This is a genomic window from Kitasatospora sp. NPDC057940, from assembly GCF_042887425.1.
Classification (GTDB): Bacteria; Actinomycetota; Actinomycetes; order Streptomycetales; family Streptomycetaceae; genus Kitasatospora.
The window spans coordinates 29,019-53,309 of record NZ_JBHVPH010000008.1 but is presented as its reverse complement, the minus strand read 5'-3'; the positions used below and the strand labels follow the sequence as shown (position 1 = coordinate 53,309).

The 24,291-nt window shown below is 73.4% G+C and carries 27 protein-coding genes; 9 read left to right on the top strand and 18 right to left on the bottom strand.

Annotation, left to right across the window (positions count from 1 at the left end; all coding sequences use genetic code 11):
* The first annotated feature begins 43 nt into the window (after positions 1–43).
* Together ACFVTF_RS15325 and ACFVTF_RS15320 are read left to right on the top strand one after the other, a co-directional pair.
* Positions 44–436 (top strand): hypothetical protein, encoded by a 393-nt coding sequence (locus ACFVTF_RS15325; protein WP_387813804.1) that lies wholly within the window; start codon positions 44–46, stop codon positions 434–436.
* A 223-nt stretch (positions 437–659) separates the two neighbouring features.
* Complete coding sequence (locus ACFVTF_RS15320) at positions 660–1,127, top strand: hypothetical protein (protein ID WP_387813802.1); 468 nt, start codon at positions 660–662, stop codon at positions 1,125–1,127.
* Here ACFVTF_RS15320 and ACFVTF_RS15315 read toward each other — a convergent pair.
* The 6 genes from ACFVTF_RS15315 to ACFVTF_RS15290 all read right to left on the bottom strand — a co-directional run bounded on the left by ACFVTF_RS15315 (position 1,084) and on the right by ACFVTF_RS15290 (position 5,935).
* Entirely contained in the window at positions 1,084–1,326 is a 243-nt protein-coding gene (locus ACFVTF_RS15315) for a helix-turn-helix transcriptional regulator (protein ID WP_387813800.1), read from the bottom strand. The two genes, ACFVTF_RS15320 and ACFVTF_RS15315, sit on opposite strands and share 44 nt — an antisense overlap.
* Before the next feature lie 116 nt (positions 1,327–1,442).
* Positions 1,443–2,411, bottom strand: coding sequence for a DUF4331 family protein (locus ACFVTF_RS15310; RefSeq protein WP_387813798.1), 969 nt, complete (start codon positions 2,409–2,411; stop codon positions 1,443–1,445).
* A 144-nt stretch (positions 2,412–2,555) separates the two neighbouring features.
* Positions 2,556–2,741, bottom strand: a complete 186-nt coding sequence (locus tag ACFVTF_RS15305; protein ID WP_387813796.1) for a DUF397 domain-containing protein — start codon at positions 2,739–2,741, stop codon at positions 2,556–2,558.
* 2 nt (positions 2,742–2,743) lie between these two features.
* Entirely contained in the window at positions 2,744–3,616 is an 873-nt protein-coding gene (locus tag ACFVTF_RS15300) for a Scr1 family TA system antitoxin-like transcriptional regulator (RefSeq protein WP_387813794.1), read from the bottom strand.
* Between the two features lie 441 nt (positions 3,617–4,057).
* On the bottom strand, positions 4,058–5,212 hold the full coding sequence (locus ACFVTF_RS15295; protein ID WP_387813792.1) for a serine hydrolase domain-containing protein: 1,155 nt from the start codon (positions 5,210–5,212) through the stop codon (positions 4,058–4,060).
* 54 nt (positions 5,213–5,266) lie between these two features.
* Positions 5,267–5,935, bottom strand: a complete 669-nt coding sequence (locus tag ACFVTF_RS15290) for a DUF4097 family beta strand repeat-containing protein (RefSeq protein ID WP_387813790.1) — start codon at positions 5,933–5,935, stop codon at positions 5,267–5,269.
* Positions 5,936–6,381: 446 nt separating this feature from the next.
* Here ACFVTF_RS15290 and ACFVTF_RS15285 point away from each other — a divergent pair, with 446 nt between their 5' ends.
* Positions 6,382–7,623, top strand: coding sequence for an alpha/beta hydrolase family protein (locus tag ACFVTF_RS15285; protein ID WP_387813788.1), 1,242 nt, complete (start codon positions 6,382–6,384; stop codon positions 7,621–7,623).
* 61 nt (positions 7,624–7,684) lie between these two features.
* Here ACFVTF_RS15285 and ACFVTF_RS15280 read toward each other — a convergent pair whose 3' ends face one another.
* Positions 7,685–8,170 carry a MarR family transcriptional regulator gene (locus ACFVTF_RS15280; RefSeq protein ID WP_387813786.1) on the bottom strand — a complete coding sequence of 162 codons (486 nt, stop codon included), beginning with the start codon at positions 8,168–8,170 and terminating at the stop codon, positions 7,685–7,687.
* 93 nt (positions 8,171–8,263) lie between these two features.
* Between ACFVTF_RS15280 and ACFVTF_RS15275 the strand changes: the two genes are divergently transcribed.
* Positions 8,264–8,626 (top strand): HGxxPAAW family protein, encoded by a 363-nt coding sequence (locus tag ACFVTF_RS15275; protein WP_387813784.1) that lies wholly within the window; start codon positions 8,264–8,266, stop codon positions 8,624–8,626.
* A 19-nt stretch (positions 8,627–8,645) separates the two neighbouring features.
* Here the strand turns inward: ACFVTF_RS15275 and ACFVTF_RS15270 are convergent, their stop codons facing one another.
* Positions 8,646–9,062 (bottom strand): winged helix-turn-helix transcriptional regulator, encoded by a 417-nt coding sequence (locus ACFVTF_RS15270; RefSeq protein ID WP_387813782.1) that lies wholly within the window; start codon positions 9,060–9,062, stop codon positions 8,646–8,648.
* 24 nt (positions 9,063–9,086) lie between these two features.
* On the opposite strand from ACFVTF_RS15270, the gene ACFVTF_RS15265 reads away from it, so the two are divergent.
* Positions 9,087–9,479 carry a YybH family protein gene (locus ACFVTF_RS15265; RefSeq protein ID WP_387813780.1) on the top strand — a complete coding sequence of 131 codons (393 nt, stop codon included), beginning with the start codon at positions 9,087–9,089 and terminating at the stop codon, positions 9,477–9,479.
* A gap of 294 nt (positions 9,480–9,773) precedes the next feature.
* Here the strand turns inward: ACFVTF_RS15265 and ACFVTF_RS15260 are convergent, their stop codons facing one another.
* The 3 genes from ACFVTF_RS15260 to ACFVTF_RS15250 all read right to left on the bottom strand — a co-directional run bounded on the left by ACFVTF_RS15260 (position 9,774) and on the right by ACFVTF_RS15250 (position 13,394).
* The gene (locus ACFVTF_RS15260) at positions 9,774–10,532 is read right to left on the bottom strand and encodes a hypothetical protein (protein ID WP_387813778.1); all 759 of its coding nucleotides are present in this window, start codon (positions 10,530–10,532) and stop codon (positions 9,774–9,776) included.
* A 90-nt stretch (positions 10,533–10,622) separates the two neighbouring features.
* Positions 10,623–11,276: a PadR family transcriptional regulator gene (locus ACFVTF_RS15255; protein ID WP_387813776.1), complete on the bottom strand. Its 654-nt coding sequence runs from the start codon at positions 11,274–11,276 to the stop codon at positions 10,623–10,625.
* Between the two features lie 63 nt (positions 11,277–11,339).
* Complete coding sequence (locus ACFVTF_RS15250) at positions 11,340–13,394, bottom strand: FAD-dependent oxidoreductase (RefSeq protein WP_387813774.1); 2,055 nt, start codon at positions 13,392–13,394, stop codon at positions 11,340–11,342.
* A 184-nt stretch (positions 13,395–13,578) separates the two neighbouring features.
* Here ACFVTF_RS15250 and ACFVTF_RS15245 point away from each other — a divergent pair, with 184 nt between their 5' ends.
* Positions 13,579–14,838 carry an FAD-dependent monooxygenase gene (locus ACFVTF_RS15245; protein WP_387813772.1) on the top strand — a complete coding sequence of 420 codons (1,260 nt, stop codon included), beginning with the start codon at positions 13,579–13,581 and terminating at the stop codon, positions 14,836–14,838.
* Between the two features lie 69 nt (positions 14,839–14,907).
* On the opposite strand, the gene ACFVTF_RS15240 is transcribed toward ACFVTF_RS15245, so the two are convergent.
* A complete protein-coding gene (locus tag ACFVTF_RS15240; RefSeq protein ID WP_350883073.1) occupies positions 14,908–15,483 on the bottom strand; it encodes a TerD family protein in 576 nt (191 codons plus the stop codon).
* 119 nt (positions 15,484–15,602) lie between these two features.
* Entirely contained in the window at positions 15,603–16,019 is a 417-nt protein-coding gene (locus ACFVTF_RS15235; protein WP_387813770.1) for a hypothetical protein, read from the bottom strand.
* Positions 16,020–16,125: 106 nt separating this feature from the next.
* On the opposite strand from ACFVTF_RS15235, the gene ACFVTF_RS15230 reads away from it, so the two are divergent.
* Positions 16,126–16,419, top strand: coding sequence for a hypothetical protein (locus tag ACFVTF_RS15230; protein ID WP_063349769.1), 294 nt, complete (start codon positions 16,126–16,128; stop codon positions 16,417–16,419).
* 33 nt (positions 16,420–16,452) lie between these two features.
* On the opposite strand, the gene ACFVTF_RS15225 is transcribed toward ACFVTF_RS15230, so the two are convergent.
* Both ACFVTF_RS15225 and ACFVTF_RS15220 read right to left on the bottom strand, forming a co-directional pair.
* Positions 16,453–18,030, bottom strand: a complete 1,578-nt coding sequence (locus ACFVTF_RS15225; RefSeq protein ID WP_387813768.1) for a glycerol-3-phosphate dehydrogenase/oxidase — start codon at positions 18,028–18,030, stop codon at positions 16,453–16,455.
* Positions 18,027–18,641, bottom strand: coding sequence for a TetR/AcrR family transcriptional regulator (locus ACFVTF_RS15220; protein WP_371520004.1), 615 nt, complete (start codon positions 18,639–18,641; stop codon positions 18,027–18,029). The genes ACFVTF_RS15225 and ACFVTF_RS15220 overlap by 4 nt, the downstream gene beginning before the upstream one ends.
* Positions 18,642–18,661: 20 nt before the next feature.
* On the opposite strand from ACFVTF_RS15220, the gene ACFVTF_RS15215 reads away from it, so the two are divergent.
* Both ACFVTF_RS15215 and ACFVTF_RS15210 read left to right on the top strand, forming a co-directional pair.
* A complete protein-coding gene (locus tag ACFVTF_RS15215; protein ID WP_387813766.1) occupies positions 18,662–20,284 on the top strand; it encodes an FAD-binding oxidoreductase in 1,623 nt (540 codons plus the stop codon).
* A gap of 26 nt (positions 20,285–20,310) precedes the next feature.
* Positions 20,311–21,192: a diacylglycerol kinase gene (locus tag ACFVTF_RS15210; RefSeq protein WP_387813764.1), complete on the top strand. Its 882-nt coding sequence runs from the start codon at positions 20,311–20,313 to the stop codon at positions 21,190–21,192.
* A 31-nt stretch (positions 21,193–21,223) separates the two neighbouring features.
* Here ACFVTF_RS15210 and ACFVTF_RS15205 read toward each other — a convergent pair whose 3' ends face one another.
* The 3 genes from ACFVTF_RS15205 to ACFVTF_RS15195 form a co-directional block, all read right to left on the bottom strand.
* Positions 21,224–22,144 (bottom strand): DUF6891 domain-containing protein, encoded by a 921-nt coding sequence (locus ACFVTF_RS15205; RefSeq protein ID WP_371519996.1) that lies wholly within the window; start codon positions 22,142–22,144, stop codon positions 21,224–21,226.
* Between the two features lie 102 nt (positions 22,145–22,246).
* On the bottom strand, positions 22,247–22,789 hold the full coding sequence (locus ACFVTF_RS15200; RefSeq protein ID WP_387813762.1) for a GNAT family N-acetyltransferase: 543 nt from the start codon (positions 22,787–22,789) through the stop codon (positions 22,247–22,249).
* A gap of 86 nt (positions 22,790–22,875) precedes the next feature.
* Positions 22,876–24,234, bottom strand: a complete 1,359-nt coding sequence (locus tag ACFVTF_RS15195; protein ID WP_387813760.1) for a DUF2252 domain-containing protein — start codon at positions 24,232–24,234, stop codon at positions 22,876–22,878.
* Between the last annotated feature and the right edge of the window lie 57 nt (positions 24,235–24,291).

The window sequence follows — 24,291 nt, the reverse complement described above, 5'->3', positions numbered from 1 at the left end:
CCGCAAGGAACGACAGAGTCAGGCATATCGACGAGGGGCCGCATTGGAAATCGAGGAGATGGCCGAGAGGATCTCGGCCGCCGGATCGTCCCGGGAAGTGATTCCCGGCTTCCTGCCGATCTCGGTCGACATCGATCAGGATGATCCGATGGTCACCGTGCACCTTGGCGGCGCCTTGGACATCGACCTGCGCCCCGTAGGGGACTGGTCCCGTTACGGATTCTTCTGCGACGGATTCTCGTTAGAGGAAATGCCAGCCGAGTCGGCGGTCTCCGCAGTGCTGTCGATCGCACTGGGGGATGCCAGCGTCAGGACCACCGGGAAATGGATCTTCCGGGAACGGGTCCTGGAGTTCGATATCGACGGAGAGCAGTGGCGGGCGTTCCGGCCGCTGTCTCACGAGACGCCGCTTTGGGAGCAGATCATCGGCAAGTAGAAAAGAAGATGTCTAGCTAGCGTTCGAGTGGCCCGCCGTCCTTTCGGCGGGCCACTCTGCGTGGTCCGGCGGCCCCTTCCGGGAGTCGACCGAGACGCAACCGGTCCGGCTACCGAACACACAGCGGGTCGATAGCCTGGGATGAGAGGCGGGTTGGATGGGACGGGGAGGATTGCCCCCGGGGTACCCGGCGGAGGATCTCACAACACAACTGGGGGAAATCATGCAGAAGAGACGCAGTCCCTGGGCTCTCGCGTACTTCCTGATCGGGCTCGTGTGCGCACTGATCGCGGCGTCGTCGGCGGCGTTCTCCACCAGGGTCGACGACCTCATACCGATCGTCCTCGCCGGGGTTCCGGGCCTGGTCCTGACGCTCCGCTCCCCGGTCTACGGGGTGTCCTTCGGCGCGGACGGCGTGAAGTACTGCGGGTTGCTGCGGGCCCGTTCCTACGCCTGGTCCGAGGTGCGGGAGGTGCGGTCGGCCACGGTTCCCGGAACGCTCTTCTCCTCCGGCCTCCCGGAACTGGTCCTGGCCGACGGCAAGTCGGACCAACTGCCGCTGCTGGCCGGCTACGGGTGGGGGACGAAGGCGAACCGACGGGTCGAAGACCTCGTGGCCGAGCTGGAGAGGGCACGGGCCTCAGCGCTCACGGCCTCGGTGAAACCTCCAGCGCCCGGGAGAGGGCGGTGAGGAGGGGGAGGGTGGGGGCGGCGTGGCCGGCTTCGATGGCGCGGATCTGGGCGTCGGTGAGGTCGGCGCGCTTGGCGAGGTCCGCGACGGAGAGGCCGAGGGCGGTGCGGCGCTCGCGGACGGCGCGGGCGAGGGCGCCGGCCGGGTCGCCGTCCGGGTGGGCGGGGAAGTCCTCGATCAGGGGGCGCGCGTGGTTCACCGAACCTCCTCATACGCGGGTGGGGGCGCACAGCCTGGCACATGATCAGAGCGGGAAGTGCGAAGCGGCGGTCAAGGATTCTTGACCGCCGCTTTGTCGTCCGGCCACTTGACTCGCTACTTGACGGGGTGCGGGTGGCCGAGGTGGGGGAAGACCGGGAGGACGTCGGTGTGCGGGGGGATGTGGTCGCTGGTGATCTTGCCGCCGGAGACCATGGTGAGGCGGGCCGAGGTCACGTCGTCGACGAGGGTGCGGCCGTTCGGGTAGGCGGCGGGGCGGGAGCGGTCGTAGCGGAGGATGTCCGGGAGGACGAGCTTGAGGGTCTCGGTGGCGGCCGCGGTGGTGTAGTCCCCGGTGTGCTGGAGAACGGCCGTCCAGGCCTCGCGGTAGGTGTCCCAGTCGTCGGCCGGCTCGCCAGCGTTGTACGCGTCCTTCACCTCCTCCTGGTTGAAGTAGGCGGTGAGGGAGGGGTGCGCGCCACGGTCGACGGAGACGAGCTGACCGTCCTGGCGGAGGCTGACCCGGGCCCAGACGCCGATCGTCGGGTCGGGGCCGAGGTCGGCGTCGGGGACTTCGAGGGCGATGCCGAAGACGTTGGCGTCGGCCATGGCGTCCTTGCCGGTCCAGGTGAAGTTGTTGACGATCCCTTCGAGGTCTGCGAAGAAGGGATCGCTGCGCAGGCCGACGGAGAGCTTGCGGCCGTTCGCCTCGATGACGTCGGGCGCGTCCCCGAAGGCGACCGGGGCTTCGGAGAACAGGACGTCCCCGGTGGGCTCGTGCTTCTGCGCGGCGGCGCCGGTCGCGCGGTGGACGGTGACGGTCTGGGCGCCGGTGTGGGTGGGGGCGGAGAAGGTGAAGGAGTAGGCGACGTCGGCGCGGTGGTCGCCGTCGTTGTCGATGTTGATGCGGTAGACGGCATCGGGGTGGAACTCGGCCGCCTGGGTGGGGGCGTAGGGGTTCGCGTTCATGATCAGGACGGTCCGGCCGAGCGCATCGGCGGCCGGGAAGGCGAACACGTCGGTCAGGTCGAGCCGCGAGTCGCCTCGGGGCGAGCGGAGGTTGGGGCCGCTGAGGTGATGGGACATGGGACCGTTGGTAGCAGCCCCCACCCGGCACTGGCCCGACGACACCCGCACCCCGCCCACCCGTCCGCCGATTGGCCGTCACTGCACGGTGGAACGCCGACGGCCCGCCGCCCGGAAGCGACGGGCCGTCAGGAGAAGGCTGAATCAGACCTCGGCGGTCGCGGCGAACGCCACGAACGCCTGCCACGAGGCCGGCTCGAAGGCCAACTGCGGGCCGCTCTTGTCCTTGGAGTCACGCACGTGGACGATGCCCGGCGTCTCGGCGACCTCGACGCACTGAGCCTCCTCGTTCGTGCTGTAGCTGCTCTTGAACCACGCCAACTCGGACATGCTCACCGCTCTCCCAGGATCATCTCGATCAGGGCCAGGGACTCCCTCATGCCCAGGGCCTGTGCCCTGATGCTGCTGTACCGTGCGGCCATATTACGGACTTCCACCGGATCCGTGATCAACCGGTTCACGTGCTGCGCAGCCGCATAGGCGACCTGCGGCCGACCGGGAGGGGTGAGGATCGTGAAGGAGCCGCCCATGCCAGCATGGTTCATCCGGTCCAGCGGCATCACCTGAAGCTCGGGCCCCCGCACCTGCCCCACCTTGAGAAGATGCCGGAGCTGCTCCGCGTGAACGTCCCACCCACCCAGGGGTCGACGCAGCACGCTTTCGTCCACCACCCACGTCACCACCGGCAGGGGCCATCGGGTCAAGATCTCCTGCCGAGCCAACCGCGCCGCTACCCACTCATCGATCTGCTCGGGAGAGAGCAGCGGCCGCCGCATCTCGTACAGCGCCCGAATGTAGGCCTCAGTCTGGAGAAGCCCCGGGATGACCATCGTGCTGTACTCGTGGATCTCAACGGCCCGACCTTCCTCGGACGTGAAGGCCCTTGAGGAAGCCGGGTGCCGCTCGCTGATCCGGATCTTCGCCTTCATCACGTCGTCCGCGACGACCAGCAACGCGCCGCCCGCGCCCAGTACTTCGTCCGCCTTCGTGAGGATCTCGACTCTGGGCGTCCGCTTGCCGCGCTCGACCGCTCCCAGCTGGTCCTCGCTGTACCCGAGCCTGTCGGCCAGCTCACGCTGCGTCAGCCCGGCCCGCTCCCGGAAGTGCCTGATCAGCTTGCCCACCGCAGCGTAAAACTCCGCAACTCCATCGGAGTTCTCCACCACCTCGCCGTCATCGAAGACCGTGCGCTCGACGCCGCCCACGGCAACCACCCACCCTTTCGACCGATTGATCCGGGCCGACCAAAGAGTCAACCCTCCGCATCCAATCAAGCACTCTCAGTGCTCGTTGAATCCACGGTCAGCGTACGTCCAGGGCGCTGCAGGTTTTCCCTCGCAATTCGAGTTCCCCCTCGACGACCCGCTCCACCACCCCCAGGGCGCAACAATCTTCCGACACGTAGGCCGGTACCAACTCCCGTTTCAGAGAAGGAACTTACCTAACAAGGAATCGGATTGCGCCACGCCGGTTCACCATCGCGGGGCACGCCGCCAACGCGACGACGCCAACCACCTTCCGGAGCGCGGCTTCGCGCTTCACCCCCGCCTCACCACCACCGCGCGCCGGGGCACCACCCCTTCAACGAACGGAGTGGGAAGTCGGCCCCGCCGACTTCCCACTCAACGCACCGAAACTGCACGCCGTCAGCCCTCGGCCCGCACGCCGCCGTCGCCGCCGCCGAACACCGCCTTGATGAGCCGGTCCAGCGCCTTCGGGAACTCCTGTGCCGGGTCGGACGGGGAGTCGCCGGTGGTGAGCCCGGCGGTCAGGGTCTTGCTGCCGTCGGGGGTGCCGATCATCAGTGCCCCGTAGCCGCCGGGGGCGCCGCCGTTGTGGTGGACGATGGTGCCGCCGTCCGGGCCGAGGTCCTGGACGAACAGGCCCAGGCCGTAGCCGAGCGCCCCGTGCGGCGTGCGCATCTCGTCCAGCAGCGGGGCGGGCAGGAGCTTGCCGCCCAGGAGTGCGGCGAAGAACGTGCGGAGGTCCCGGGTGGTGGAGATCAGGTCGCCGGCGCCGACCAGGAGGGAGAGGTTCTGGCGCGCGACGTCGACCACCTTCCACTGGTCGCCGTCCTGGTAGCGGTAGTAGCCGTGGGCGTGCGGCCCGGGGAGCTCCGGCGAGTCGCCCGGCACCACGGTGTCCCGCAGTCCGAGCGGCCGCAGGATCCGCCGCCGCATCTCCTCGGGGTACGGGCGGCCGCCGGCCTGCTCGATCAGGAGCGCGGCCAGCGTGTAGTTGGCGTTGGAGTAGCTCTGGTCGGTGCCCGGCTCGAACCGTGCCGGCTCGGAGAGGGCGAACTGCACGAGCTCCTCGGGCCGGTAGCTGTGGAACCGGTTGTCCACCCACTCCTTGCCCATCGCGGGGATCCCCGGTACGAACGTTCCGTCGGGTTCGAGGTCGCCGGTGTAGCTGGCCAATCCGCTGGTGTGCTGGAGCAGCATCCGTACGGTGATCCGCCGGTCCAGCCCGAACTGCGGCAGGTGGTCGGCCACCGGGGTGTCCAGCCCGATCGCGCCGTCGGCCACCAGGTGCAGCACCAGGGTCGCGACGAAGGTCTTGGTGGTGCTGCCCACCCAGAACTTCCCGTCCACCGGCGGCTTTGCGGCCTCGCCCAGCTTGCGCACCCCGGCGCTGCCGACCCACTCGCCGTGTTCGTCGTGCACGCGCAGTTGTATCCCGGCGAAACCGGCGTCGACGAACTCCTGGATGGCTTGCTGGAGCTCCGGGCGGTCCTGCCCGGCGGTGTCCTCGACGACGTCCTTGGCGGCGATCTCGGTGGCGTAGCGGGATTCACTCATGGTTGTTCCTTGTCTCGCGATCGGAGTGTGCGGGTGCGGGCTGGGGCTGGGGCTTCAGAGGCTGCGGGCGGTGATGTCGCCGTAGGCGGTGGTCGCGTGGATGCTCAGGCCAGCGGCACCGTCGGTGTTCTTGAGCGCGTTGTGGATCCGGCCGTAGGTGGTGCCGGCGTCCAGGGAGGCGGAGACGCCGCGGGCGGCGCCGACGGACACGTCGCCGGCCTCGGTGCGCAGCGTGACCGTGCCGTGTACGGCTTCGGTGATGTGGATGTCGCCCTTGGCGGTGGTGATCTCGGCGGGGCCGTTGAGGCGGCCGACGGAGATGTCGCCGGCGAGGACGGCGAGGCGGGCGCCGGCGGTCTCGTCGAGCTTGACCGAGGCCTGCGCGCCTTCGAAGGTGACGTCGCCGAGGCGGCCGACGCCCCGGAGTTCGGCGCTGGCCGTCTTCGCCTGGATGCGGGAGCCGGCGGGCAGTTGGACGGTCACCTCGACGGTGCCGGACTGGCCGAGGATCCGGCTCTCGGCCGCCGCCGCCTCGATCCGCAGGACGCCGTCGGCGTATTCGACGGTGGTCCGCTCCGCCGCCTTCACGTCGCGGCTCTTCGAGGCGTCGGCGGGCAGGACCTCGACCGTGGTGTCGGCCCGGTCGGCGGCGATGAACCGGATGCGTCCGGCGGGGATGTCGAGGACGGCGGAGACCGGGGCGGGGGTGGCGAACTTCTGCATGATGCTCTCCTGTGGCTCATTGTTTCTGACACCGGAAACGCTACGTTGCCTTCACGATGCATGGCAACAGCTATGTTGCGCACAATCAGCATCATTGCAGGCCAGAGCCACATTATCGTTGCAACAGTCACAGATTTAACGCAACGTCAGTCGCGCCACTCGTTGCATTGGATTGAGCGTGAACGCTATGCGCCGCCCCGCCCCGGCGCGCCGTCGCATCAGCCCACGGATGTAAACCCCCGGGCCAATGCGCACGGCCGCACCGTCATCCGGTGGTCGGATGTGGCCGGGTGCGCCGCGATGACAGCCTTCCGATCAGGTGCACGGAGATCCATCGGACGGTCCGTCAGGGGTGACTCCCCCGTGGTCCGGTGTCGAACGACGGCCGCACCTGCGAAGACCGCGCGCCTCGGCCCGGTTCTGTCCAGCACACCCAGGGAGGGCCCATGACCACCACGCCGTTCACGAGCCGACACGCCATGACGCGCCGCCGTCTGCTGGGGGCCGCACTGGCTGCCGGGGCCGCCGGGGCCGCCGCACCGCTCGCCCTCGCCCGCCCCGCATGGGCGGCGGGCGGGGCCACCACCCCCGGGGCCACCACGCCCACCGCCACCGGCGGCCCGGCGCGGCTCACCCTGCCCGAGCCCACCGGGCCGCATCCCGTGGGCACCGTCCCGCTGCACCTGCTCGACGCCTCCCGCCCGGACCCGCTGGCCGGCCCGGGCCGGTTCCGCGAGCTGATGGCGAGCGTCTGGTACCCCGCCCGCGAGGCCGGGGCGTACCCGCTCGCGCCCTGGATGGCCGACGGCGCACTGCGGGCGTTCCTCGCGGACACGGGCTTCGCCATCGACCCCGCCCTCGCCCCGCTCACCTCCGGCCGCGTGGGCGCCCCGGTCCACCGCGCGGGCCGCCGCCTGCCCGTCGTCGTCTACTCGCACGGCGCGCACAGCCATCGCGCCGACCACACCGTGATGGTCCAGGAACTCGCCAGCCACGGCTACGTGGTGGTCACCGTCGACCACACCCGCGACGCGATCACCGAGTTCCCCGACGGCCTGGTCCTCACCCCGGACCGGAGCGTCCCGATGGGGCCGAAGGACTTCGCCGCGGACATCCGCTTCCTCCTCGACCAGGTCGAGGCCCTCGCCGCCGGGCGCAACCCCGACGCCGACGGCAGGCCGCTGCCCGACGGCCTGCTGCACGCCCTCGACCCGGACCGGATCGGCATGTTCGGCTGGTCCAAGGGCGGTACGGCCACCGTCTACACCATGCTCACCGACCGGCGCGTCCGCGCCGGGCTGAGCCTGGACGGCCCGATGCAGCCGACCATCACCACCGACCTGGACCGGCCGTTCATGATGATGACCGCCGAGTTCACCCGGGCCGGCCAGCCGGCCGTCGCCGAGTTCTGGCCGCACCTGCGCGGCTGGCGGCTCGACGTCCAGGCCCAGGGCGCCGTGCACGTCTCGTACGGCGACAACCAGGTGCTGATCCCGCAGGCCGCCAAGCTCCTCGGCCTGACCGACGAGCAGGTCCGGGGCATGATCGGCACCCTCGACCCGGCCCGCGCGGTGAAGATCCAGCAGGCGTACCCGGTGGCCTTCTTCGACCTGCACCTGCGGCACCGCGCCGGCCGCCTCCTCGACGGGCCGTCCACGGCCTTCCCCGAGGTGACGTACCTGCCCTGAGACGTCGACCTGAGACGCTGCGCCGCGGCCCTGGCGGCCGGCCCCTCCCCGGGGCCGGCCGCTATGGCGTTTCGGCCCGGATCTCGTCCAGCGACTCCCCCAGCACCCCCTTGGCCCGGGTGAACCAGTCGGCGATCACCGCGATCTCGTCCGGCGTGTAGTCGGCGAACAGCGCGCCGATCCGCTCGTAGAACGGGCCGTAGACCTGGAGGATGCGCTGCTGCGCGTCCTCCGCCATCACCACGCGGACGCGCCGGCGGTCGGCCGGGTCGGCCTCGCGGCGGGCGTAGCCGGTCCTCTCCAGCCGGTTGAGCACGCCGGTCACGGCGCCGGTGGTCAGCTGCGCGCGCTCGGCGAGGTCGCCGGCGGCCAGCGGCTCCCCGGCCATCGCGGCCTCGATGACGAAGCCCAGGCAGGTCAGGTCGGTGACGTTGAGGCCGAGCCGGGCGGCGATGTCCTGCTGGCCGAACTGCGCCAGCGCGATCATCCGGTCCATCGCGTAGAGCGCCTGCTCGGGCGTCGCCCGGGGGCGCGGCTTGCCCTTCACTCGATATCTCCTTAGCATCTAAGTTACTTAGCTCGTGAGATAAACGGTCCGACCCGTCCATCCCGACCCGCCCATCACACCAAACGAGGAGCAATGAGCGCACACGGCGACCACGACATGGGGCACACCATCGCCGGCTGGACCGGCTCCGTCATCGCGATCCTCGGCTTCACCGTCGCGGGCGCGGCCCTCGTCCTCGGCTCGGCCGCCGGGCTCTGGGCCGGTGGGACCCTCACCGCCCTCGGCGCGCTCGCCAGCTGGCTGCTCCACCTCGCCGGCTGGGGCAAACCCACCGGCCCGCGCCCGCCCGCCCACCGGCACTGGCGCACCCCCGACCCCGCCGGCCGCGGAGGCCACCCCCACTGCCTCGGCTGCCGCCTCGCCGGCCGCACCCAGCCCCCGGCCCAGGCACCGCCCCCCGCCCCCGTGCGGGACCGGCAGCGCATCGGCGCCTGACCGGCCCGATGCCCGAGCCTCAGGCGCGGACCTCAGGAGCGGTCAGCGCCGCCAGCTCCGCACCCGTCCGGTACAGCTCCACCAGCAGCGGCCGCAGCGCCTCCCCGGCCGTCGTCAACCGGTACGACGTCCGCACCGGGAACCCCACCAGCCGCTCACGCAGCACCAACTCCCGATCCTCCAGGGCCCGCAGGCGTTCCGCGAGCACCTTCGGACTGATCTCCGGCAGCCGCTCCCGCAAGCGTCCGTACGAGGCCGCGCCGTGCATCAACTCGCGCAGCACCAGCGTCGTCCAGCGCCCCGACAGCGCCGCCAGCGCCACCTCCACCGGGCAGTCGGCCTCCGGCCGCGCCGTCCGCCCGCGCTCGTCCGGCACCAGCTCGACGTCCCAGCCGAGTCGGCCGCCGCCCGCGTCACTTCCCGTTTGGTGACCCACGCCGGGGCCGATTTCACTGCTCGCATGACTCACCCCGCCAGCCTCCCCCTCACCACCGACCCCGCACAACACCCGGCCGTCTTCGCCGCCGCCTTCAACACCGGCGACCCCGCCGTCCTCGCCCAGGCCTACGAACCCGGCGCCGTCTTCGTCCCCGCCCCCGGCAGCACCGCCACCGGTCCCGACCTCCTGCGCGCCAACGCCGAGTTCCTCGCCCTCGGCCTCCCCATCACCGTCCGGACCCGCCACACCTACGTCGCGGGCGACATCGCCCTCCTCATCGTCGACTGGACCATCACCGGCACCGCCGCCGACGGCACCCCCGTCGACCTCGCCGGCACCGCCACCGACGTCGCCCGCCGCGGCCCCGACGGCCACTGGCGCTACCTCCTCGACAACCCCTTCGGCACGGCCTGAGCCACCAACCCGGGCCACCGACCGAGAACGACACGTCCACCTGGAGCTCATGCCGCGAGACGGCCGCCCGCCCACGCAAGACGCCCGGCCGGGAAACCCCGGCCGGGCGCCTGCGTGAACTGCTCGCGGCCTCGTCAACCGGCCACGTGGTGCGACGACCCCCGGAACCCGCCCAGCAGTCGACGGGGCAGCGATCGAACCGACCTACTGCCGGACGAACGGGGCGAACGGGGCGAACGGCACGCCGCGGCCCCGTCGAGCTCCATGCTCGGCGGGGCCGTCGCGATGCGCGGCTCAGACCGAGGTGCCCTGGGTGGCGGGGGCCGTGGCGGTGGGCGGGGTGGTGCTGCCGGCGGTGGCGCCGAGGGCGCGCTGGACCTTGGCGACGGCGGCGCGGTACTGGAAGGAGGCCAGTTGGGGGGAGTCGCCGCCGCGCTGGAAGAAGCCGAAGGCCATGCCGACGGTGCCGAAGCGCTCGACGCCGACGAAGGCGTTCAGCTGGACGCCGGCCAGGGTGCCGTCGAGGCGGACGGCGGGCGCGTCCTGGCGGTCGCCGAGGGTGACCGGGGTGACGGTGAAGGTCACCGAGTCGTTGGCGCCGGCCTTGAAGGTGATGGTGTGGCAGCTCTTGAGGGCCGTGGTGGCGGCGTCGAGGTCGGTGGTGAGCTTTCCCGCGTCCTCGGCGGTGAGGGACTCGGTCAGCATCGGGTTGCCGCCCGGGCCGTCCAGTTCGGCCTCGGCGTGCGGGGTCTCGGGGCCGGGAATGCCGGTGTGCATGTTGATCAGGTCGCTGAGGGCGTCGCAGCCGTTGGCCGGGGACGGCATCGTGCTGGGGCCGGCGCTGGGGCTGGGGCTGGCCGTGCCGGGGACCTGGGTGAAGCCTGGGCCGACGTCGTCGACGGTGAGCAGGGCCGCGGTGAGTTGGTCGGAGGTGGGCAGGCCCGGGGCGGGCTGGCCGGGCGTCGCGGCCGCGGCGAGGTGGGCCGGGCCCAAGACGACCGCCGCGGCGAGGGCGGCGGCGGCGAGGGCGTGCAGCGGCTTCGGGTGGGACATGCGGGCCCCCCGGTCGAGGGTGCGGGCAGGGACAGGCACCAGTGTCCCACCGGGCCTGACAGGGGGCTCGCGGGCGCGGATCGCCGCAGGTCAGACCCCCTGGTCCGGCTGGTCCGGCTGGTCCGCCGGGGGCGCTTCGAGGGTTTCGCACGCTTCGAGCGCTTCGAGGGTTTCAAGGGTTTCAAGGGTTTCGGCGAGCCACTGCACCCAGAAGGCCTCCAGCCCGATGCCCGCCCGCAGCACGGCGTGCTGGAGGCGGTTCTCCCCGGCTGTCGCCCCGGCCGTCACCCCGGCCGTCTCCCCGGCTGTCGCCCCTGCCGTCGCCTCGGCGGGGAAGTCGTGCCGCTCGATCTCCCGGTAGTCGTCCAACTGCGCACGGTGCAGCGCCAGGTGCCGCCGTACCTCGTCCGCCAGGCCGTCCGTGCCGACCACCGCGGCGGCGCGCAGCCGTAGCAGCAGCGGTTCGCGGACGGCGCGCGGCTCGGCGCCCTCGGCCGTCCAGCGGGCGAGTTCGGCGCGGCCCTCGGGCAGGACCTCGTACTCCTTCTTCTGCCCGCGGACGGGGCCGGACGGCGGGAGGGCCCGGATCTGTCCGGAGGCCTCCAGCCGGCCCAACTCGCGGTAGATCTGCTGGTGGGTGGCGGGCCAGAAGAAGCCGATCGACTTGTCGAAGCGCCGTGTCAGCTCCAGGCCCGAGGACGGTTTCTCCAGCAGGGCGGTGAGGATGGCGTGCGGCAGCGACATGCCGTCGATCCTAGGGCGTGCCGAGTAAGCACCCAGGACACGTCTGGCGCGCGCACGGAAGGGTCAGATCGCGGCGGCCAGTTCGGTGCCCTGCTTGATGGCCCGCTTGGCGTCGAGTTCGGCGGCGACGTCGGCGCCGCCGATCAGGTGGGCCTCCAGGCCGCGCTCGCGCAGCGCCTCGTAGAGGTCGCGGCGCGGCTCCTGGCCGGTGCAGAGCACCACGGTGTCCACGGGCAGCAGTTGGCGCTCGCCGTCGACGGTGAAGTGCAGGCCTGCGTCGTCGATCAGGTCGTACGTCGCGCCGGCGACCATGGTGACGCCGCGGTGCCGGAGTTCGGTGCGGTGGATCCAGCCGGTGGTCCTGCCGAGCCCGGCACCGACCTTGCTGGTCTTGCGCTGGAGCAGGTGGACGGCGCGCGGCGGTGCGGGCCGCTCGGGGCGGCGCAGTCCGCCGCGCTCGCGGTACTCCGGGTCGATGCCCCACTTGGCCTGGAACACGGCCGGGTCGAGGCTGGCCGCGTCGCCCGGGTCGGTGAGGAAGCCTGCGACGTCGAAGCCGATGCCGCCCGCGCCGAGGATGGCGACCCGCTCGCCGACGGGGGCGCCGTCGCGCAGGACGTCGAGGTAGCCGACGACGCTGGGGTGGTCGACTCCCGGCAGGTCGGCGGGGGTTCGCGGGGTGACGCCGGTGGCGAGGACGAGTTCGTCGAAGTCCTCGGCGGCGAGCCGGTCGGCGGTGGCGGTGGTGCCGAGGCGCTGGGTGACGGCCAACTCGGCGAGCCGGGTGCGGTAGTAGCGCAGCGTCTCGTCGAACTCCTCCTTGCCGGGCACGAGCCGGGCGGTGTTCAGCTGCCCGCCGATCGCCGCGGCGGCGTCGAACAGGGTGACGTCGTGGCCGCGTTCGGCGGCGGAGACGGCGAACGCGAGCCCGGCGGGGCCTGCTCCGACGACGCCGATGCGCTTGCGCAGCCTGGTGGGCGCGAGCACGAGTTCGGTCTCGTGGCAGGCGCGCGGGTTGACCAGGCAGGAGGTGATCAGGCCGCTGAAGGTGTGGTCGAGGCAGGCCTGGTTGCAGCCGATGCAGGTGTTGATGGCGTCGGTGCGGCCGTCCTCCGCCTTGGCGACGAAGTCGGCGTCGGCGAGCAGCGGGCGGGCCAGCGAGACCAGGTCGGCGCAGCCGTCGGCGAGCAACTGCTCGGCGATCTCAGGGGTGTTGATGCGGTTGGTGGTGACCAGCGGGATGCCGACGGTGCCCATCACCTTCCTGGTCGCCCAGGCGAAGGCGCCGCGCGGCACGGAGGTGGCGATGGTGGGGATGCGGGCCTCGTGCCAGCCGATGCCGGTGTTGATGATGGTCGCCCCGGCGGCCTCGACGGCCTGGGCGAGGCGGACGACCTCGTCGAGGGTGGAGCCGCCGGGCACCAGGTCGAGCATGGAGAGGCGGTAGACGATGATGAAGTCCTCGCCGACCCGCTCGCGGACCCGGCGGACGATCTCCACCGGGAAGCGCATCCGGCGCTCGTACGGGCCGCCCCACTCGTCCTCGCGCCGGTTGGTGGCGGCGACGACGAACTCGTTGATCAGGTAGCCCTCGGAGCCCATGATCTCGACGCCGTCGTACCCGGCGCGGCGGGCGAGTTCGGCGCAGCGGACGAAGTCCTCGATGGTCTGCTCGACCTGTGCGGCGGTGAGCTCGTGCGGGACGAAGGGGCTGATCGGGGCCTGGAGGGCGCTGGGGGCGACCAGGTCGCGGTGGTAGGCGTAGCGGCCGAAGTGCAGGATCTGCAGGGCGATCTTCCCGCCGACGGCGTGCACGGCGTCGGTGACGACGCGGTGGCGGTCGGCTTCGGCCCCGGTGGTGAGCATCGCGCCGCCCTCCCAGGGGCGCCCGGCCTCGTTGGGGGCGATGCCGCCGGTGACGATGAGGCCGACGCCGCCGCGGGCCCGCTCGGCGTAGAACTCGGCCATCCGCCGGTAGCCGTCGGGGGCCTCCTCCAGGCCGACGTGCATGGAGCCCATGACGACGCGGTTGGGCAGGGTGGTGAAGCCGAGGTCGAGCGGGCTGAGCAGGTGCGGGTAGCGGCTGCTGCCGGGGGTGGTGCTCATCGACGCGCTCATCGACGTCTCCTGGGGGCGGCGGGGGTCGGTGTTACCGCAGAGTAGGGGACGGCGGCTCGATGTGCAACTAGTTGCATAATGGGGTCGCGGGCCGGGCCCCCGCGCTCTACCGGTTCCCGTCAACTCGCGGACATCATCCGCGTATCGTCAGATCGGTAGTGTGGGCAGCCGGGAGAGGACCGCCATGCGGGATAGCTCGATAGCCGTGATCGGCGGCAGCATCGCCGGAAGCGCCTTCGCCGGGGCCGCCGCCCGGCTGGGAGCGGACCGGATCGTCGTCCTGGAACGCAGCGAGGGCCAGCTGGAGGACCGCGGCGTCGGGATCTGCATCAACGACGACCGCTTCGACGAACTGGTCCGCGCCGGCCACCTCCACGACGGCATCCGCCGCCACCGCCTCACCGCCCGCCGCTGGGTCACCCGGGAGACGGCCGGGAACCGCACCGACGACGGACCGGACGGGCGCGGGCGGGTGCTCTGGAACCAGTCGTTCGCCTTCCACTCCCACCACTGGGCCGTCCTCTGGCAGGCCCTGCGCGAACGCACCCCCGACCGGGTCGAGTTCCGGCAAGGCCACACCGTCACCGCGGCCGGCACCGACCAGGACGGCGCCTGGACGGCCGGCCCCGACGGCACCCGCGAACCGTACGACCTGGTGATCGGCGCCGACGGCTACCGCTCGGTGGTCCGCGCGGCGGTCTGCCCGCAGGCCCGGCCCGCGTACGCCGGGTACGTGTGCTGGCGCGGCAGCTACGACGCCGCGCTGCTGGCGGAGCTGCCCGGCGGGGCCGCGGCCTGGCCGGAGGACGAGTGCGCCACCGTCTGCTACCCCGGCGGCCAGGTCGTGATCTACCGCATCCCCGGGCTCACCCCCGGCACCACCCAGGTGAACTGGGTCTTCTACGCGCCCACCCCCGCCTGGCTAGGCCTCGACGGCCCGACCAGCATCCCGGCGGGCACCCTCACCGACGGGCAGCTGGACGACCTGCGCCTGCTCGCCGAACGGCACCTGCCGCCGTACTGGTCCGCCCTGGTCACCCTCACCCCGCGCGAGCGGACCTTCCTCCAGCCCGTCTACGACCTGGAGACCCCGCGCCGCACGGCCGGCCGGCTGCTCCTCGGAGGGGACGCGGCCACCGTCGTCCGCCCGCACAACACCAGCGGCGCGGTGAAGGCCCTGCAGGACGCGCACGCCTTCGAGCGGGCCGGGCGGGCCGCCGCCGCGGACGGCGGGTCCTGGCCGGCCCTGCTGGCCGCGTACGACCAGGAGCGGGGCGTGGTCGGGCGGGAGCTGGTGGAACTGGGCCGACGGCTCGGCCGGGAGCAGGTCGCCGCCGCACCGGACTGGTCGGCCATGGACGAACCGGGGATGGACGCCTGGTGGCGCCGTCAGATCACCGGCAGTGGGGGTTTCGGCGGCCACGCCCTCGGGCGTCCCGAGTGAGCGTGGGCCGCACAGGCCGGCGGCCGCCGAAACCCCGTCAGATCACCTGCTGCGATTCGCCTGCGGCGATCAGACGTTGACGCCGTAGTCGGTCGCGATGCCGCGCAGACCGGAGGCGTAACCCTGCCCTATCGCGCGGAACTTCCACTCCGCGCCGTTGCGGTACAGCTCACCGAAGACCATCGCGGTCTCGGTGGACGCGTCCTCGCTGAGGTCGTAACGGGCGATCTCCTGGCCGTTGGCCTGGTTCAGCACCCGGATGAACGCGTTGCGGACCTGCCCGAAGTTCTGCAGCCGGGCGTCGGCGTCGTAGATCGACACCGGGAAGACGACCTTCGCCACGTCGGCCGGCACCCGCGCCAGGTCGACCTTGATCTGCTCGTCGTCGCCGTCGCCGCCACCGGTCAGGTTGTCGCCGCTGTGCTCGACCGAACCGTCGGGGCTGCGCAGGTTGTTGAAGAAGACGAAGTGCTGGTCCGAGACCACCTTGCCGAGCGCGTTGCAGAGCAGCGCACTGGCGTCCAGGTCGTAATCGGCGCCGGTGGTGGTGCGCACGTCCCAGCCGAGACCCACGATCACGGCGCTCAGACCGGGCGCCTCCTTGCTCAGCGAGACGTTGCCGCCCTTGGCCAGTGAAACTCCCACAATGCCCTCCTCGATCTCTCCCTGCGGACGAATCTACAACACTGTAGAGATCACGGGAATCCACCTGCGGTCGGGCCCCACCCCGGGGATTTCTCAGGGGCTCCACCGGGAACCACCCGTCATCCCGGCCCGCTGATACCGATCCGCAGCGCGCCGGCGGCGGCCGACGCCCGGCGCCCCCAGTCCAGCAGCAGCCGCAGCACCGCGCGCTCGGGCTCGGGCAGGCGCTCGAGGTCGACCTGCTCGATCTCGCGGACCATCGCCGCCGTCGACGGCCCCCTGACCACCGAACCATCCTCGGTGTCCGGGTCGAAGCGCGCCAGGACCGGCAGGGCCCGCGGGCCCAGGCGCCGGACGGCCGCGTCCAGCGCGCCGTCGTCCGCGTACGACTCCAGCGGCCCCGGCCGCGGCGCCGGGCCGGCCGTCCGGCCGGTGCGCGCCTTGACCGCCACCCGGTACAGCACCAGGACGTACTCGTCGTCCGACAGTTCGTCGCCCTGCCAGTACTCCCTCACCCCACGCGTCCCGCTTCGCACGCCGACCACCGTACCCGCCGGGGCGCCGGGGCGGGGTGGCCGCCCTAGACTGGCGGTGGATCCCCTGGTCCGCCCCGACCGGCGGCCCCCGCGCGGGAGGTTCCCCATGCGCCAGCGGTACAGCTTCCACTTCGACCAGGCCGGGCACTCGGTCACCGTCAACGTCCGCTCCGGCTGGATCACCGAGACCGAGCTGCTGGTGGACGGCAAGGAGTGCGCCTTCCACCGCGTCCACGGGCACGGCGTCTACCCGCTGACGCTCGCCGCCCAGCTCGCCGAGGAGCCGCCGCTGCCGCTCTCGGTGCGGCTGGACCGCACGGGCGCGGCCGAGCACCCGTACTCCTGTGTCCTGGAGGTCGCGGGAGCCGAGCACCCGATGCCGGAGCGCGCCGCGCGCTGAGCGCTGAGCGCCGTCTCCCGGGTGACCTGCCCGCTACAGGCGCTGCGCCACGATCTCCTCGACCGCCTTCCGGGCGCGCTCGGCGTCCTCGGCGACCAGGCCGATCCTGGTCCGGCGGTCGAGCACGTCGGCGACGTCCAACGCGCCCTCGTGCGTGACGGCGTAGGCGACCTCGGCGCGCGTCACGTCCAGGCCTTCCGCGATCGGCGTCAACTCCCCGGCGGCCATCACCTCCTGGGACGATCCGCCGTGGCGGGCGAGCAGCGAGCCGGGCACGGCGCCCGCCGGGAGCGGGCGGCTGTCCCGGTGGGCCGGGGCGCCGACCAGCGGCAGGCGGGCCGTCCAGCAGGCCCGGGCCGGCAGGCCGCGCAGCCGGACGGCGGCGTCCACCGCGTCCTCGGCCATCCGCCGGTAGGTGGTGAGTTTGCCGCCGACCACCGTGACCAGCCCGGACGGCGACTCCAGCACCGCGTGCTCCCGGGAGATGTCGGCGGTGCTGCCGCCCCCGGTGTCGATCAGCGGTCGCAGCCCGGCGTACGCGCCGCGCACGTCCGCCCTGGTCAGCGCGGTGCTCAGGGCGGCGTTGACGGTGTCGAGCAGGAAGGCGAGCTCCCCCTCGGCGGGCTGCGGCTCGTCCGGGATCGGACCGGGCGCGTCCTCGTCGGTCAGCCCGATCGCCACCCGGCCGAGCTGCTGGGGCAGCGCGAAGACGAAGCGGCTGGTCGAACCGGGCACCGGCACGGTGAGCGCCGCGGTCGGGTGGCCGAGCGCGGCGGCGTCCACCAGGAGGTGGGTGCCCCGGCTGGGACGCAGCCTGATCGACGGGTCCACCTCACCCGCCCAGACGCCGGTCGCGTTGACCACCGCGCCGGCCTCGACGGTCAGCGACTGCCCGGTGACGGCGTCGGTGAGCCGGGCGCACGTGCCGGTCACGGACTCCGCCCGCACCCTGGTCAGCACGGTGGCGCCGTACTGCGCCGCGGTCCGCGCCAGCGCCACCACCAGCCGGGCGTCGTCGACGAGTTGGCCGTCGTGCGCGACCAGCGCGCCGGACAGTCCGGCGGTCCGCACGCCCGGCACCAGCTGCCGGGTCCGCGCGGCGCCGATCCGGCGCACCCGGGGCAGCAGCGCGCCCGGCGTCCCGGCGCTCAGCCGCAGCGCGTCCCCGGCGTGGAAGCCCACCCGGATCAGCGAGGCCTGCCCGGGGCGCAGCAACCCCGGGAGCAGCGGCACCAGTTGGGGCAGCGCGCGGATCAGGTGCGGGGCGGTGCGGGTCATCAGCACGCCGCGCTCGATCGCGCTCTCCCGGGCCACCCCGATCCGCCCGGAGGCGAGGTAGCGCAGGCCGCCGTGCACCAGCTTGGAGCTCCAGCGGCTGGTGCCGAACGCCAGGTCGCGGGACTCGACCAGCACCGTGCGCAGCCCGCGCGAGGCGGCGTCCAGGGCCGCCCCGGCGCCGGTGACGCCGCCGCCGATCACCAGCAGGTCGACCCGCGGGTTGTCCCCCAGCGCTTCGAGTTCCGCCCGGCGCCGGCCGGCGTCGAGTCGGCTGGAGCCGGCGAAGGGAGCGGCGGAGTGAGCGGCGGAGGATCCGGCGGGCGTCGAGGTCATGGCGCGAGGTATCCGTTCAGTGCTCTGGTCAGTTCGCGCCGCCAGGCGGCCTCCGGCAGCAGGGAGGCGACCATGCGGTGCGACTGGACGGTGGACTGGGCGATCAGCAGGACCATGGCGGCCAGTTCGACCGGCTCCCCGGCCCGGATCGAGCCGTGCGCCTGCCCCTGCTCGATGCCGGCCCGCAGCGCCTCCAGCAGGCCGCGCTGGCTGGTGCCGAGCCGCTCGACGACGTACTCCAGCAGCAGGTCGGAGTCGGAGGAGCGCAGCAGCGCGCCGAGCACCGGGTGGTCCCGCAGCCGGACGGCCACCTCGACGACCCCGTCGACGAAGGCCTCCCGGCCGATCGGGGCGCCGTCGCCCCCGAGGGTCAGGGCGACGCCCTCCCGGGTGGCCCGGATCTCCCGGGTGAGCAGGGCGCCGATCACCGCCCGGACGTCCGGCCAGCGCCGGTAGACGGTCGGCCGGCTGACCCCGGCGCGGCGGGCGATCTCCGCCAACTGCGTTCGGCGCACGCCGAGATGGACGATCAGGTCGGCGGCGGCGTCCAGGATCGCGTCGTCGGTGCTGCGCGCGGGACTGCCGGGGGGCTCGGCGTTACTACTTGACATGATGTGTGAAACTGTAACGCATGGCACCTGAGACGCAAGCGGGACCGGCCGGCGCCGCGCTGCCGCTCCCCCCGATGAAGTGGGACGCCTGGGGCGACCCGGCCCTCGCCAAGGAGCTGTCCGCGGACATCAAGGGGCTGCTCGCCGCCGCCCTCGGCGTCACCGGCGACGCCACCCCCGGACCGTCCGCCGACGAGGTCCTCCTGCACCCCTCGCGGATCGCCGCCGACGACCTCAAGGCCCTCGCCGCCGCCGTCGGCGAGACCAACGTCAGCGCCGCCGACGCCGACCGGCTCCCCCGCGCCGGCGGCAAGTCCACCCCCGACCTGCTGCGCCGCCGCAGCCGCGCCCCCCAGGACGCGCCCGACGCCGTCGTGCTGCCCGGCGACGAGCAGGAGATCGCCGCCGTCCTCGCGCTCTGCGCCGAACGCCGCATCGCCGTCGTCCCGTTCGGCGGCGGCACCAGCGTCGTCGGCGGCCTCGACCCCGAGCGCGGCGGCCTCACCGCCGTCGTCTCGCTCGACCTGCGCCGCCTCGACCGGCTCCACGACCTCGACGAGACCTCCGGCGAGGCCGTCCTCGGCGCCGGCCTCACCGGCCCGGCCGCCGAGGCCCTGCTCGCCGAGCGCGGCTACGAACTCGGCCACTACCCGCAGAGCTTCCGCTACGCCACCCTCGGCGGCTTCGCCGCCACCCGCTCCTCCGGCCAGGACTCGGCCGGCCACGGGCGCTTCGACGAGATGGTCCGCGGCCTGCGCGTCGTCACCCCCGCCGGCGTGCTCGACCTCGGCCGCGCCCCCGCCTCCGCCGCCGGCCCCGACCTGCGCGAGCTCTTCCTCGGCTCCGAAGGCACCCTCGGCGTCATCACCGCCGTCCGGCTCCGCGTCCACCCGCTGCCCGCCGTCAAGGCCTACGAGGCCTGGAGCCTGCCCGACTTCGCCACCGGCAGCGCCGCCCTGCGCGCCGTCGAGCAGGGCGGCACCGGCCCCACCGTCATCCGGCTCTCCGACGAGGCCGAGACGATGGTCAACCTCGCCATGACCGAGCAGATCGGCGGCGCCCCCGCCGTCACCGGCTGCCTCGCCGTCACCGTCTTCGAAGGCACCGCCGAGCAGGTCGCCACCCGCCACCGGCTCACCCGCGACACCCTGCTCGCCGCCGGCGCCACCTCCCTCGGCGAAGCCCCGGCCCGGGCCTGGGAACACGGCCGCTTCAACGCCCCCTACCTGCGGGACTCCCTGCTCAGCGCCGGCGCCCTCTGCGAAACCCTGGAGACCGCGGCCAGTTGGAGCCGCCTCCCGCAGCTGCGGACCGCCGTCACCGAGGCCCTCACCACCGCCCTGCCCGGCGCCCTCGTCCTCTGCCACGTCTCGCACGTCTACCCGACCGGCGCCTCGCTCTACTTCACCGTCGTCGCCGCCCTCGGCGAGGACCCGCTCGCCCGGTGGGCCGCCGCCAAGCGCGCCGCCGGCGACGCCATCGTCACCGCCGGCGGCACCATCACCCACCACCACGCCGTCGGCGCCGACCACCGGCCCTGGATGAGCGACGAGATCGGCGAGCTCGGCGTGCGCATCCTGCGCGCCGTCAAGGCCGAACTGGACCCGGCGGGCATCCTCAACCCCGGCAAGCTGATCCCGTGACCGGCGGTCCGCGAGCCATCAGGCGAGTGGCCGTCCTCAGCAACCCGGCGGCGGGCGCCGGCCACGCCGAACCCGCCGCCCACCGGGCCGTCGCCCGGCTGCACGCGCTCGGCCTCCAGGTCGACCGGCACGCCGGCCGCGACCCCGAGGACGCCGTCCGCCTCGCCCGCCGGGCCGTGGCGGACGGCGTCGACGCCGTGGTGGCCGTCGGCGGCGACGGCATGGTCAACCTCGCGCTCCAGGCCGTCGCCGGCACCGCCGTCCCGCTCGGCGTGATACCCGCCGGCACCGGCAACGACCACGCCCGCGCGTACGGCCTCCCGCTCGCCGGCCCCGAAGCCGCCGCCGACGTCGTCGCCGCCGGACGCACCAGGACCGTCGACCTCGGCCTGGTCACCGCCGCCGACGGCACCACCCGCTGGTACGGCTCCGTCCTCGCCACCGGCTTCGACTCGCTGGTCAGCGACCGCGCCAACCGCCTGCGCTGGCCCCGCGGCCGGATGCGCTACAACCTGGCCATCCTCGCCGAGTTCGCCAACCTGCGCCCGCTGCCCTTCCGCATCACCCTCGCCGACGGCACCGTCATCGAACGCGACCTCACCCTGGCCGCCGTCGGCAACACCCGCAGCTACGGCGGCGGCATGCTCATCTGCCCCGACGCCCTCCCCGACGACGGCCTCCTCGACCTCACCCTCGTCGCCGCCATGCCCCGTCTGCACATCGCCCGCTTCTTCCCCACCCTCTTCAAGGGCACCCACACCGCCCACCCCGAAGTCACCACCCACCGCACCGCATCCCTGCGGATCGACTCCCCCGCCATCACCGCCTACGCCGACGGCGAGTTCATCGCGGCCCTCCCCGTCGACGTGAGCGCCGCGCCCGGCGCCCTCCACCTCCTGGTGCCGTGACCCACCCGCCTCCCCGTCGGAGCCACGGGCCTCACCCGGCCAGGCGGCGGCGCCAGAGGAGGGGGCGGATCTCCATCGCGCGGGACGGGTCGGCGTTCCAGCTGACGGGCAGGCCTACGTCGGTGAGGGCGGCGGCCACCTCGTGGCCGATGGCGGTGGTGGTCAGCGGGGAGGCGTCGAAGCCGCCGTAGCGGAGGGTGAGGCCGTGGCCGGCGGCGGCGGAGTCGGTGGACTGGGTGTGGAAGTAGACGTAGCCGCGGGCGTCCGGCGCCCCGGCGGCGGCGATCTCGGCGTCGCCGCAGGAACCGCAGCAGCTGAAGTGTTCCCGGGCGGTGATGCCGGCCTCCTCCAGGGCGGCGAAGGCCCGGGTGAGGCGCTCCGGGTCGGTCTCGCCGATCCAGCCGGTCTGCTCGCCGACGCGCTCCAGCCAGAGCCGGTCGGCCAGTTGCTCGGCCTGGTCGCGGGAGAGCGGGCGGTGGTCGCCGGAGACCAGGTGCTCCTCGGCGAGTTCGGCGAGCTCGGCACGGGTGGTGTAGCCGCCGGCCAGGGTGAGGCGCAGCCGGTCGTGCAGCTGCCGCAGGTCGTCGGCGGGCAGGTCGAGCGGCGGGGCGGGCTCGGGCTGCGGGCCCAGGTCGAGCGGCTGCCAGTCCAGGCCGTCGCCCCAGCCCGGCTCGTGCCGCGCCCAGCCCGTCATCGCCGCGATGACCGCCTCGGGCCCGTCGGTACGCACCTCGAAGTGCCGGGCGGCGGAGCCGTCGCGGTGTTCGAGCGTGTACTCGCCGCCTGCGGCGTGCCACACCTGGATGAAGACGTCCGGCAGGTCCGGTATCCGCTGGGCGACCAGGAAGCGGTCCCCCTTCGCGCCGATCCGCCGCACCAGCCGCGCCAACTCGGCCGCCTCCACCCGGAGGTGGCGCGTCCCGTCGTTCTCCTGCACCCCGATCGCCAGCATGTGGATCACCCAACCACACGCCACTGACAACGGCGCCGAGCGGCGGGACGCGCCCGCCGCCAGCCCGCTCCCGGCCCGCCGTCAGGCCGCCGTCAGCCGCCGTCAGGCCGCCCGCTGCTCGCGGCGGAGGCGGAACAGCACGTTGGGCCGCAGCGGGCCCTCGGGGGCGGTCGGGTCCTCGAAGTCGTCGGCGGGGTCGGACGTCATGCCGAGGCGGCGCATGACGGCCTGGGAGCGGTGGTTGGTCGCGGTGGTGACGGCGAGGATCTCGGGGAGGCCGAGGCTGTCGAAGCCGTGGGCGAGGACGGCGCGGGCCGCCTCGGTGGCGTAGCCGTGGCCCCAGGCGGCGCGGGCGAGGCGCCAGCCGATCTCGACGCCGGTGAAGGGCAGGCCCTCGTCGACCTCGTCGAGGCCGGCCAGGCCGACGAACTCGCCGGTGGCGCGCACCTCGACGGCCAGCCAGCCGTATCCGCGGGCCGCGCGCTCGGCCTCGAAGCGCGCCACCGAGGCGTCGCACTGCTCGCGGGTGAGGACGTCACCGAGGTGCTCGCGGACTTCGGGGTCGGCGTTCATCGCGGCCCAGGGTGCGAGGTCGGTGTCCCGCCAGGGGCGCAGGAGCAGGCGGTCGGTACGCAGTTCGGTCATGCGGGCCAGCCAACGCCGACCGCGCCCGCCGGGGCAACCCGTTTTCCGTCTCCCCGTACCCCTGCACCCCGGGGGGCGCGCCGTGCTCAGACGCCCGGGGTCGCGGTGATCCGGCCGGCGGCGATCGCGGCGACCAGTTCGGCGTGGTCGAGCGCCGTCTGGTCGGCGTACCGGACGGAGAAGTCGGCGATCGCCTCGGCGAAGGCGTCCGCGCCGCCCAGGTAGCCGGCGATGGCGAGGCGGTCGCCGGTGCGCGCGTGGGCGCGGGCGAGGGTGCGGCCGCACAGGTCGGCGTAGGCGCGCAGGCCGGACGGGGTGAGGTCGGCGACCTCGACCGAGCCCTTCATGTCGCGCAGTTGGCGGCCGTAGAAGTGGCGCCCGGCCGGGCCGGTGGTCCAGCCGAGGAAGATGTCGCTGGCTGCCTGCATGAGGTGCTGGCCGGTGACGACGCGGCGCCCGCCGTGGTGGACGGAGACCTCGGCGTCGACCCGGGTGGCCGGCAGGTGGTCCTCCAGGACGGACCGTCCGGCCTCCTTGAGCTGGAGGAACAGCGGGTCGCGGGTGTCCCGGCCCTCCAGCAGGACGATGTAGCAGCGGGTGCCGACGCTGCCGACACCGACGACCTTCATCGCCGCGTCGACGAAGCGGTAGCGGTCGACGAGGACACGACGGTCCTCGGCGAGGGTGGCCCGGTAGTCACTGAACACCTTGCCGATGTCGCGCAGTTCGTTCTTCTTCAGCGGTTCGACGAGCGGTGGCGCGCTGATCATGCGCCGCTGCCCGTCGCGTTCCTCGGTGAGCTTGCCGAAGGCGTGCAGGCTGGTGCGGCGGCGGGCCTGGGCGAGGTCGGCCTCGACACCCTTGCGCTGCCGGGGTTTGCGGAACAGCGCCAGCAGGTCGCCGGTGTCGATCCGGGAGTACCAGACGTCGAGTTCGCCGAGCCCGGCGAGGCGGCGCATGGCGGCGGCGTAGCCCTGGACGGCGGTGCGGGCGGCGCGGTGGGCGCGGTCCTCGTCCTGTCCGTGGTCGCGGGCGGCGACGGCGATGCTGGCGGCCAGCCGTTTGACGTCCCACTCGAAGGGGCCGGGGTGGGTCTCGTCGAAGTCGTTGACGTCGAAGAGCAGGGCGCGTTCCGGCGAGGCGAACAGACCGAAGTTCACCAGGTGCGCGTCGCCGCAGAGTTGGACGGTGAGGCCGGTGTCGGGGACGGCGCCGAGGTCGGCGGCCATGACGGCGGCGGCGCCGCGCAGGTAGGCGAAGGGGGTGTCGGCCATCCGCCCGTAGCGGATCGGCAGCAGCCGGGCGACCCGGTCCTCGCCCTGGCGCACCAGCACCTCGACCGGGTCGGGCCGGTCGGCGGCGGGGATCCACCGCCCGTGGGCGGAGCGGGAGACGCGGTCGCGGGCGGCCCGGCCGTGCCGGCGGCGTTCGGCGGGGGTGGTCATACGCGGCTCCTCGGTCGGCGGGACGGCAGGGACGGCGGGAGGGCGAAACGGCGGGCG

Excerpts from the sequence above, each read along its gene's own strand:
- ACFVTF_RS15320 (WP_387813802.1), top strand. The coding sequence starts at position 660 with ATGCAGAAGAGACGCAGTCCCTGGGCTCTCGCGTACTTCCTGATCGGG.
- ACFVTF_RS15310 (WP_387813798.1), bottom strand. The coding sequence starts at position 2,411 with ATGTCCCATCACCTCAGCGGCCCCAACCTCCGCTCGCCCCGAGGCGAC.
- ACFVTF_RS15305 (WP_387813796.1), bottom strand. The coding sequence starts at position 2,741 with ATGTCCGAGTTGGCGTGGTTCAAGAGCAGCTACAGCACGAACGAGGAG.
- ACFVTF_RS15295 (WP_387813792.1), bottom strand. The coding sequence starts at position 5,212 with ATGAGTGAATCCCGCTACGCCACCGAGATCGCCGCCAAGGACGTCGTC.
- ACFVTF_RS15290 (WP_387813790.1), bottom strand. The coding sequence starts at position 5,935 with ATGCAGAAGTTCGCCACCCCCGCCCCGGTCTCCGCCGTCCTCGACATC.
- ACFVTF_RS15285 (WP_387813788.1), top strand. The coding sequence starts at position 6,382 with ATGACCACCACGCCGTTCACGAGCCGACACGCCATGACGCGCCGCCGT.
- ACFVTF_RS15275 (WP_387813784.1), top strand. The coding sequence starts at position 8,264 with ATGAGCGCACACGGCGACCACGACATGGGGCACACCATCGCCGGCTGG.
- ACFVTF_RS15265 (WP_387813780.1), top strand. The coding sequence starts at position 9,087 with ATGACTCACCCCGCCAGCCTCCCCCTCACCACCGACCCCGCACAACAC.
- ACFVTF_RS15260 (WP_387813778.1), bottom strand. The coding sequence starts at position 10,532 with ATGTCCCACCCGAAGCCGCTGCACGCCCTCGCCGCCGCCGCCCTCGCC.
- ACFVTF_RS15255 (WP_387813776.1), bottom strand. The coding sequence starts at position 11,276 with ATGTCGCTGCCGCACGCCATCCTCACCGCCCTGCTGGAGAAACCGTCC.
- ACFVTF_RS15250 (WP_387813774.1), bottom strand. The coding sequence starts at position 13,394 with ATGAGCGCGTCGATGAGCACCACCCCCGGCAGCAGCCGCTACCCGCAC.
- ACFVTF_RS15245 (WP_387813772.1), top strand. The coding sequence starts at position 13,579 with ATGCGGGATAGCTCGATAGCCGTGATCGGCGGCAGCATCGCCGGAAGC.
- ACFVTF_RS15230 (WP_063349769.1), top strand. The coding sequence starts at position 16,126 with ATGCGCCAGCGGTACAGCTTCCACTTCGACCAGGCCGGGCACTCGGTC.
- ACFVTF_RS15225 (WP_387813768.1), bottom strand. The coding sequence starts at position 18,030 with ATGACCTCGACGCCCGCCGGATCCTCCGCCGCTCACTCCGCCGCTCCC.
- ACFVTF_RS15220 (WP_371520004.1), bottom strand. The coding sequence starts at position 18,641 with ATGTCAAGTAGTAACGCCGAGCCCCCCGGCAGTCCCGCGCGCAGCACC.
- ACFVTF_RS15215 (WP_387813766.1), top strand. The coding sequence starts at position 18,662 with ATGGCACCTGAGACGCAAGCGGGACCGGCCGGCGCCGCGCTGCCGCTC.
- ACFVTF_RS15205 (WP_371519996.1), bottom strand. The coding sequence starts at position 22,144 with ATGCTGGCGATCGGGGTGCAGGAGAACGACGGGACGCGCCACCTCCGG.
- ACFVTF_RS15200 (WP_387813762.1), bottom strand. The coding sequence starts at position 22,789 with ATGACCGAACTGCGTACCGACCGCCTGCTCCTGCGCCCCTGGCGGGAC.
- ACFVTF_RS15195 (WP_387813760.1), bottom strand. The coding sequence starts at position 24,234 with ATGACCACCCCCGCCGAACGCCGCCGGCACGGCCGGGCCGCCCGCGAC.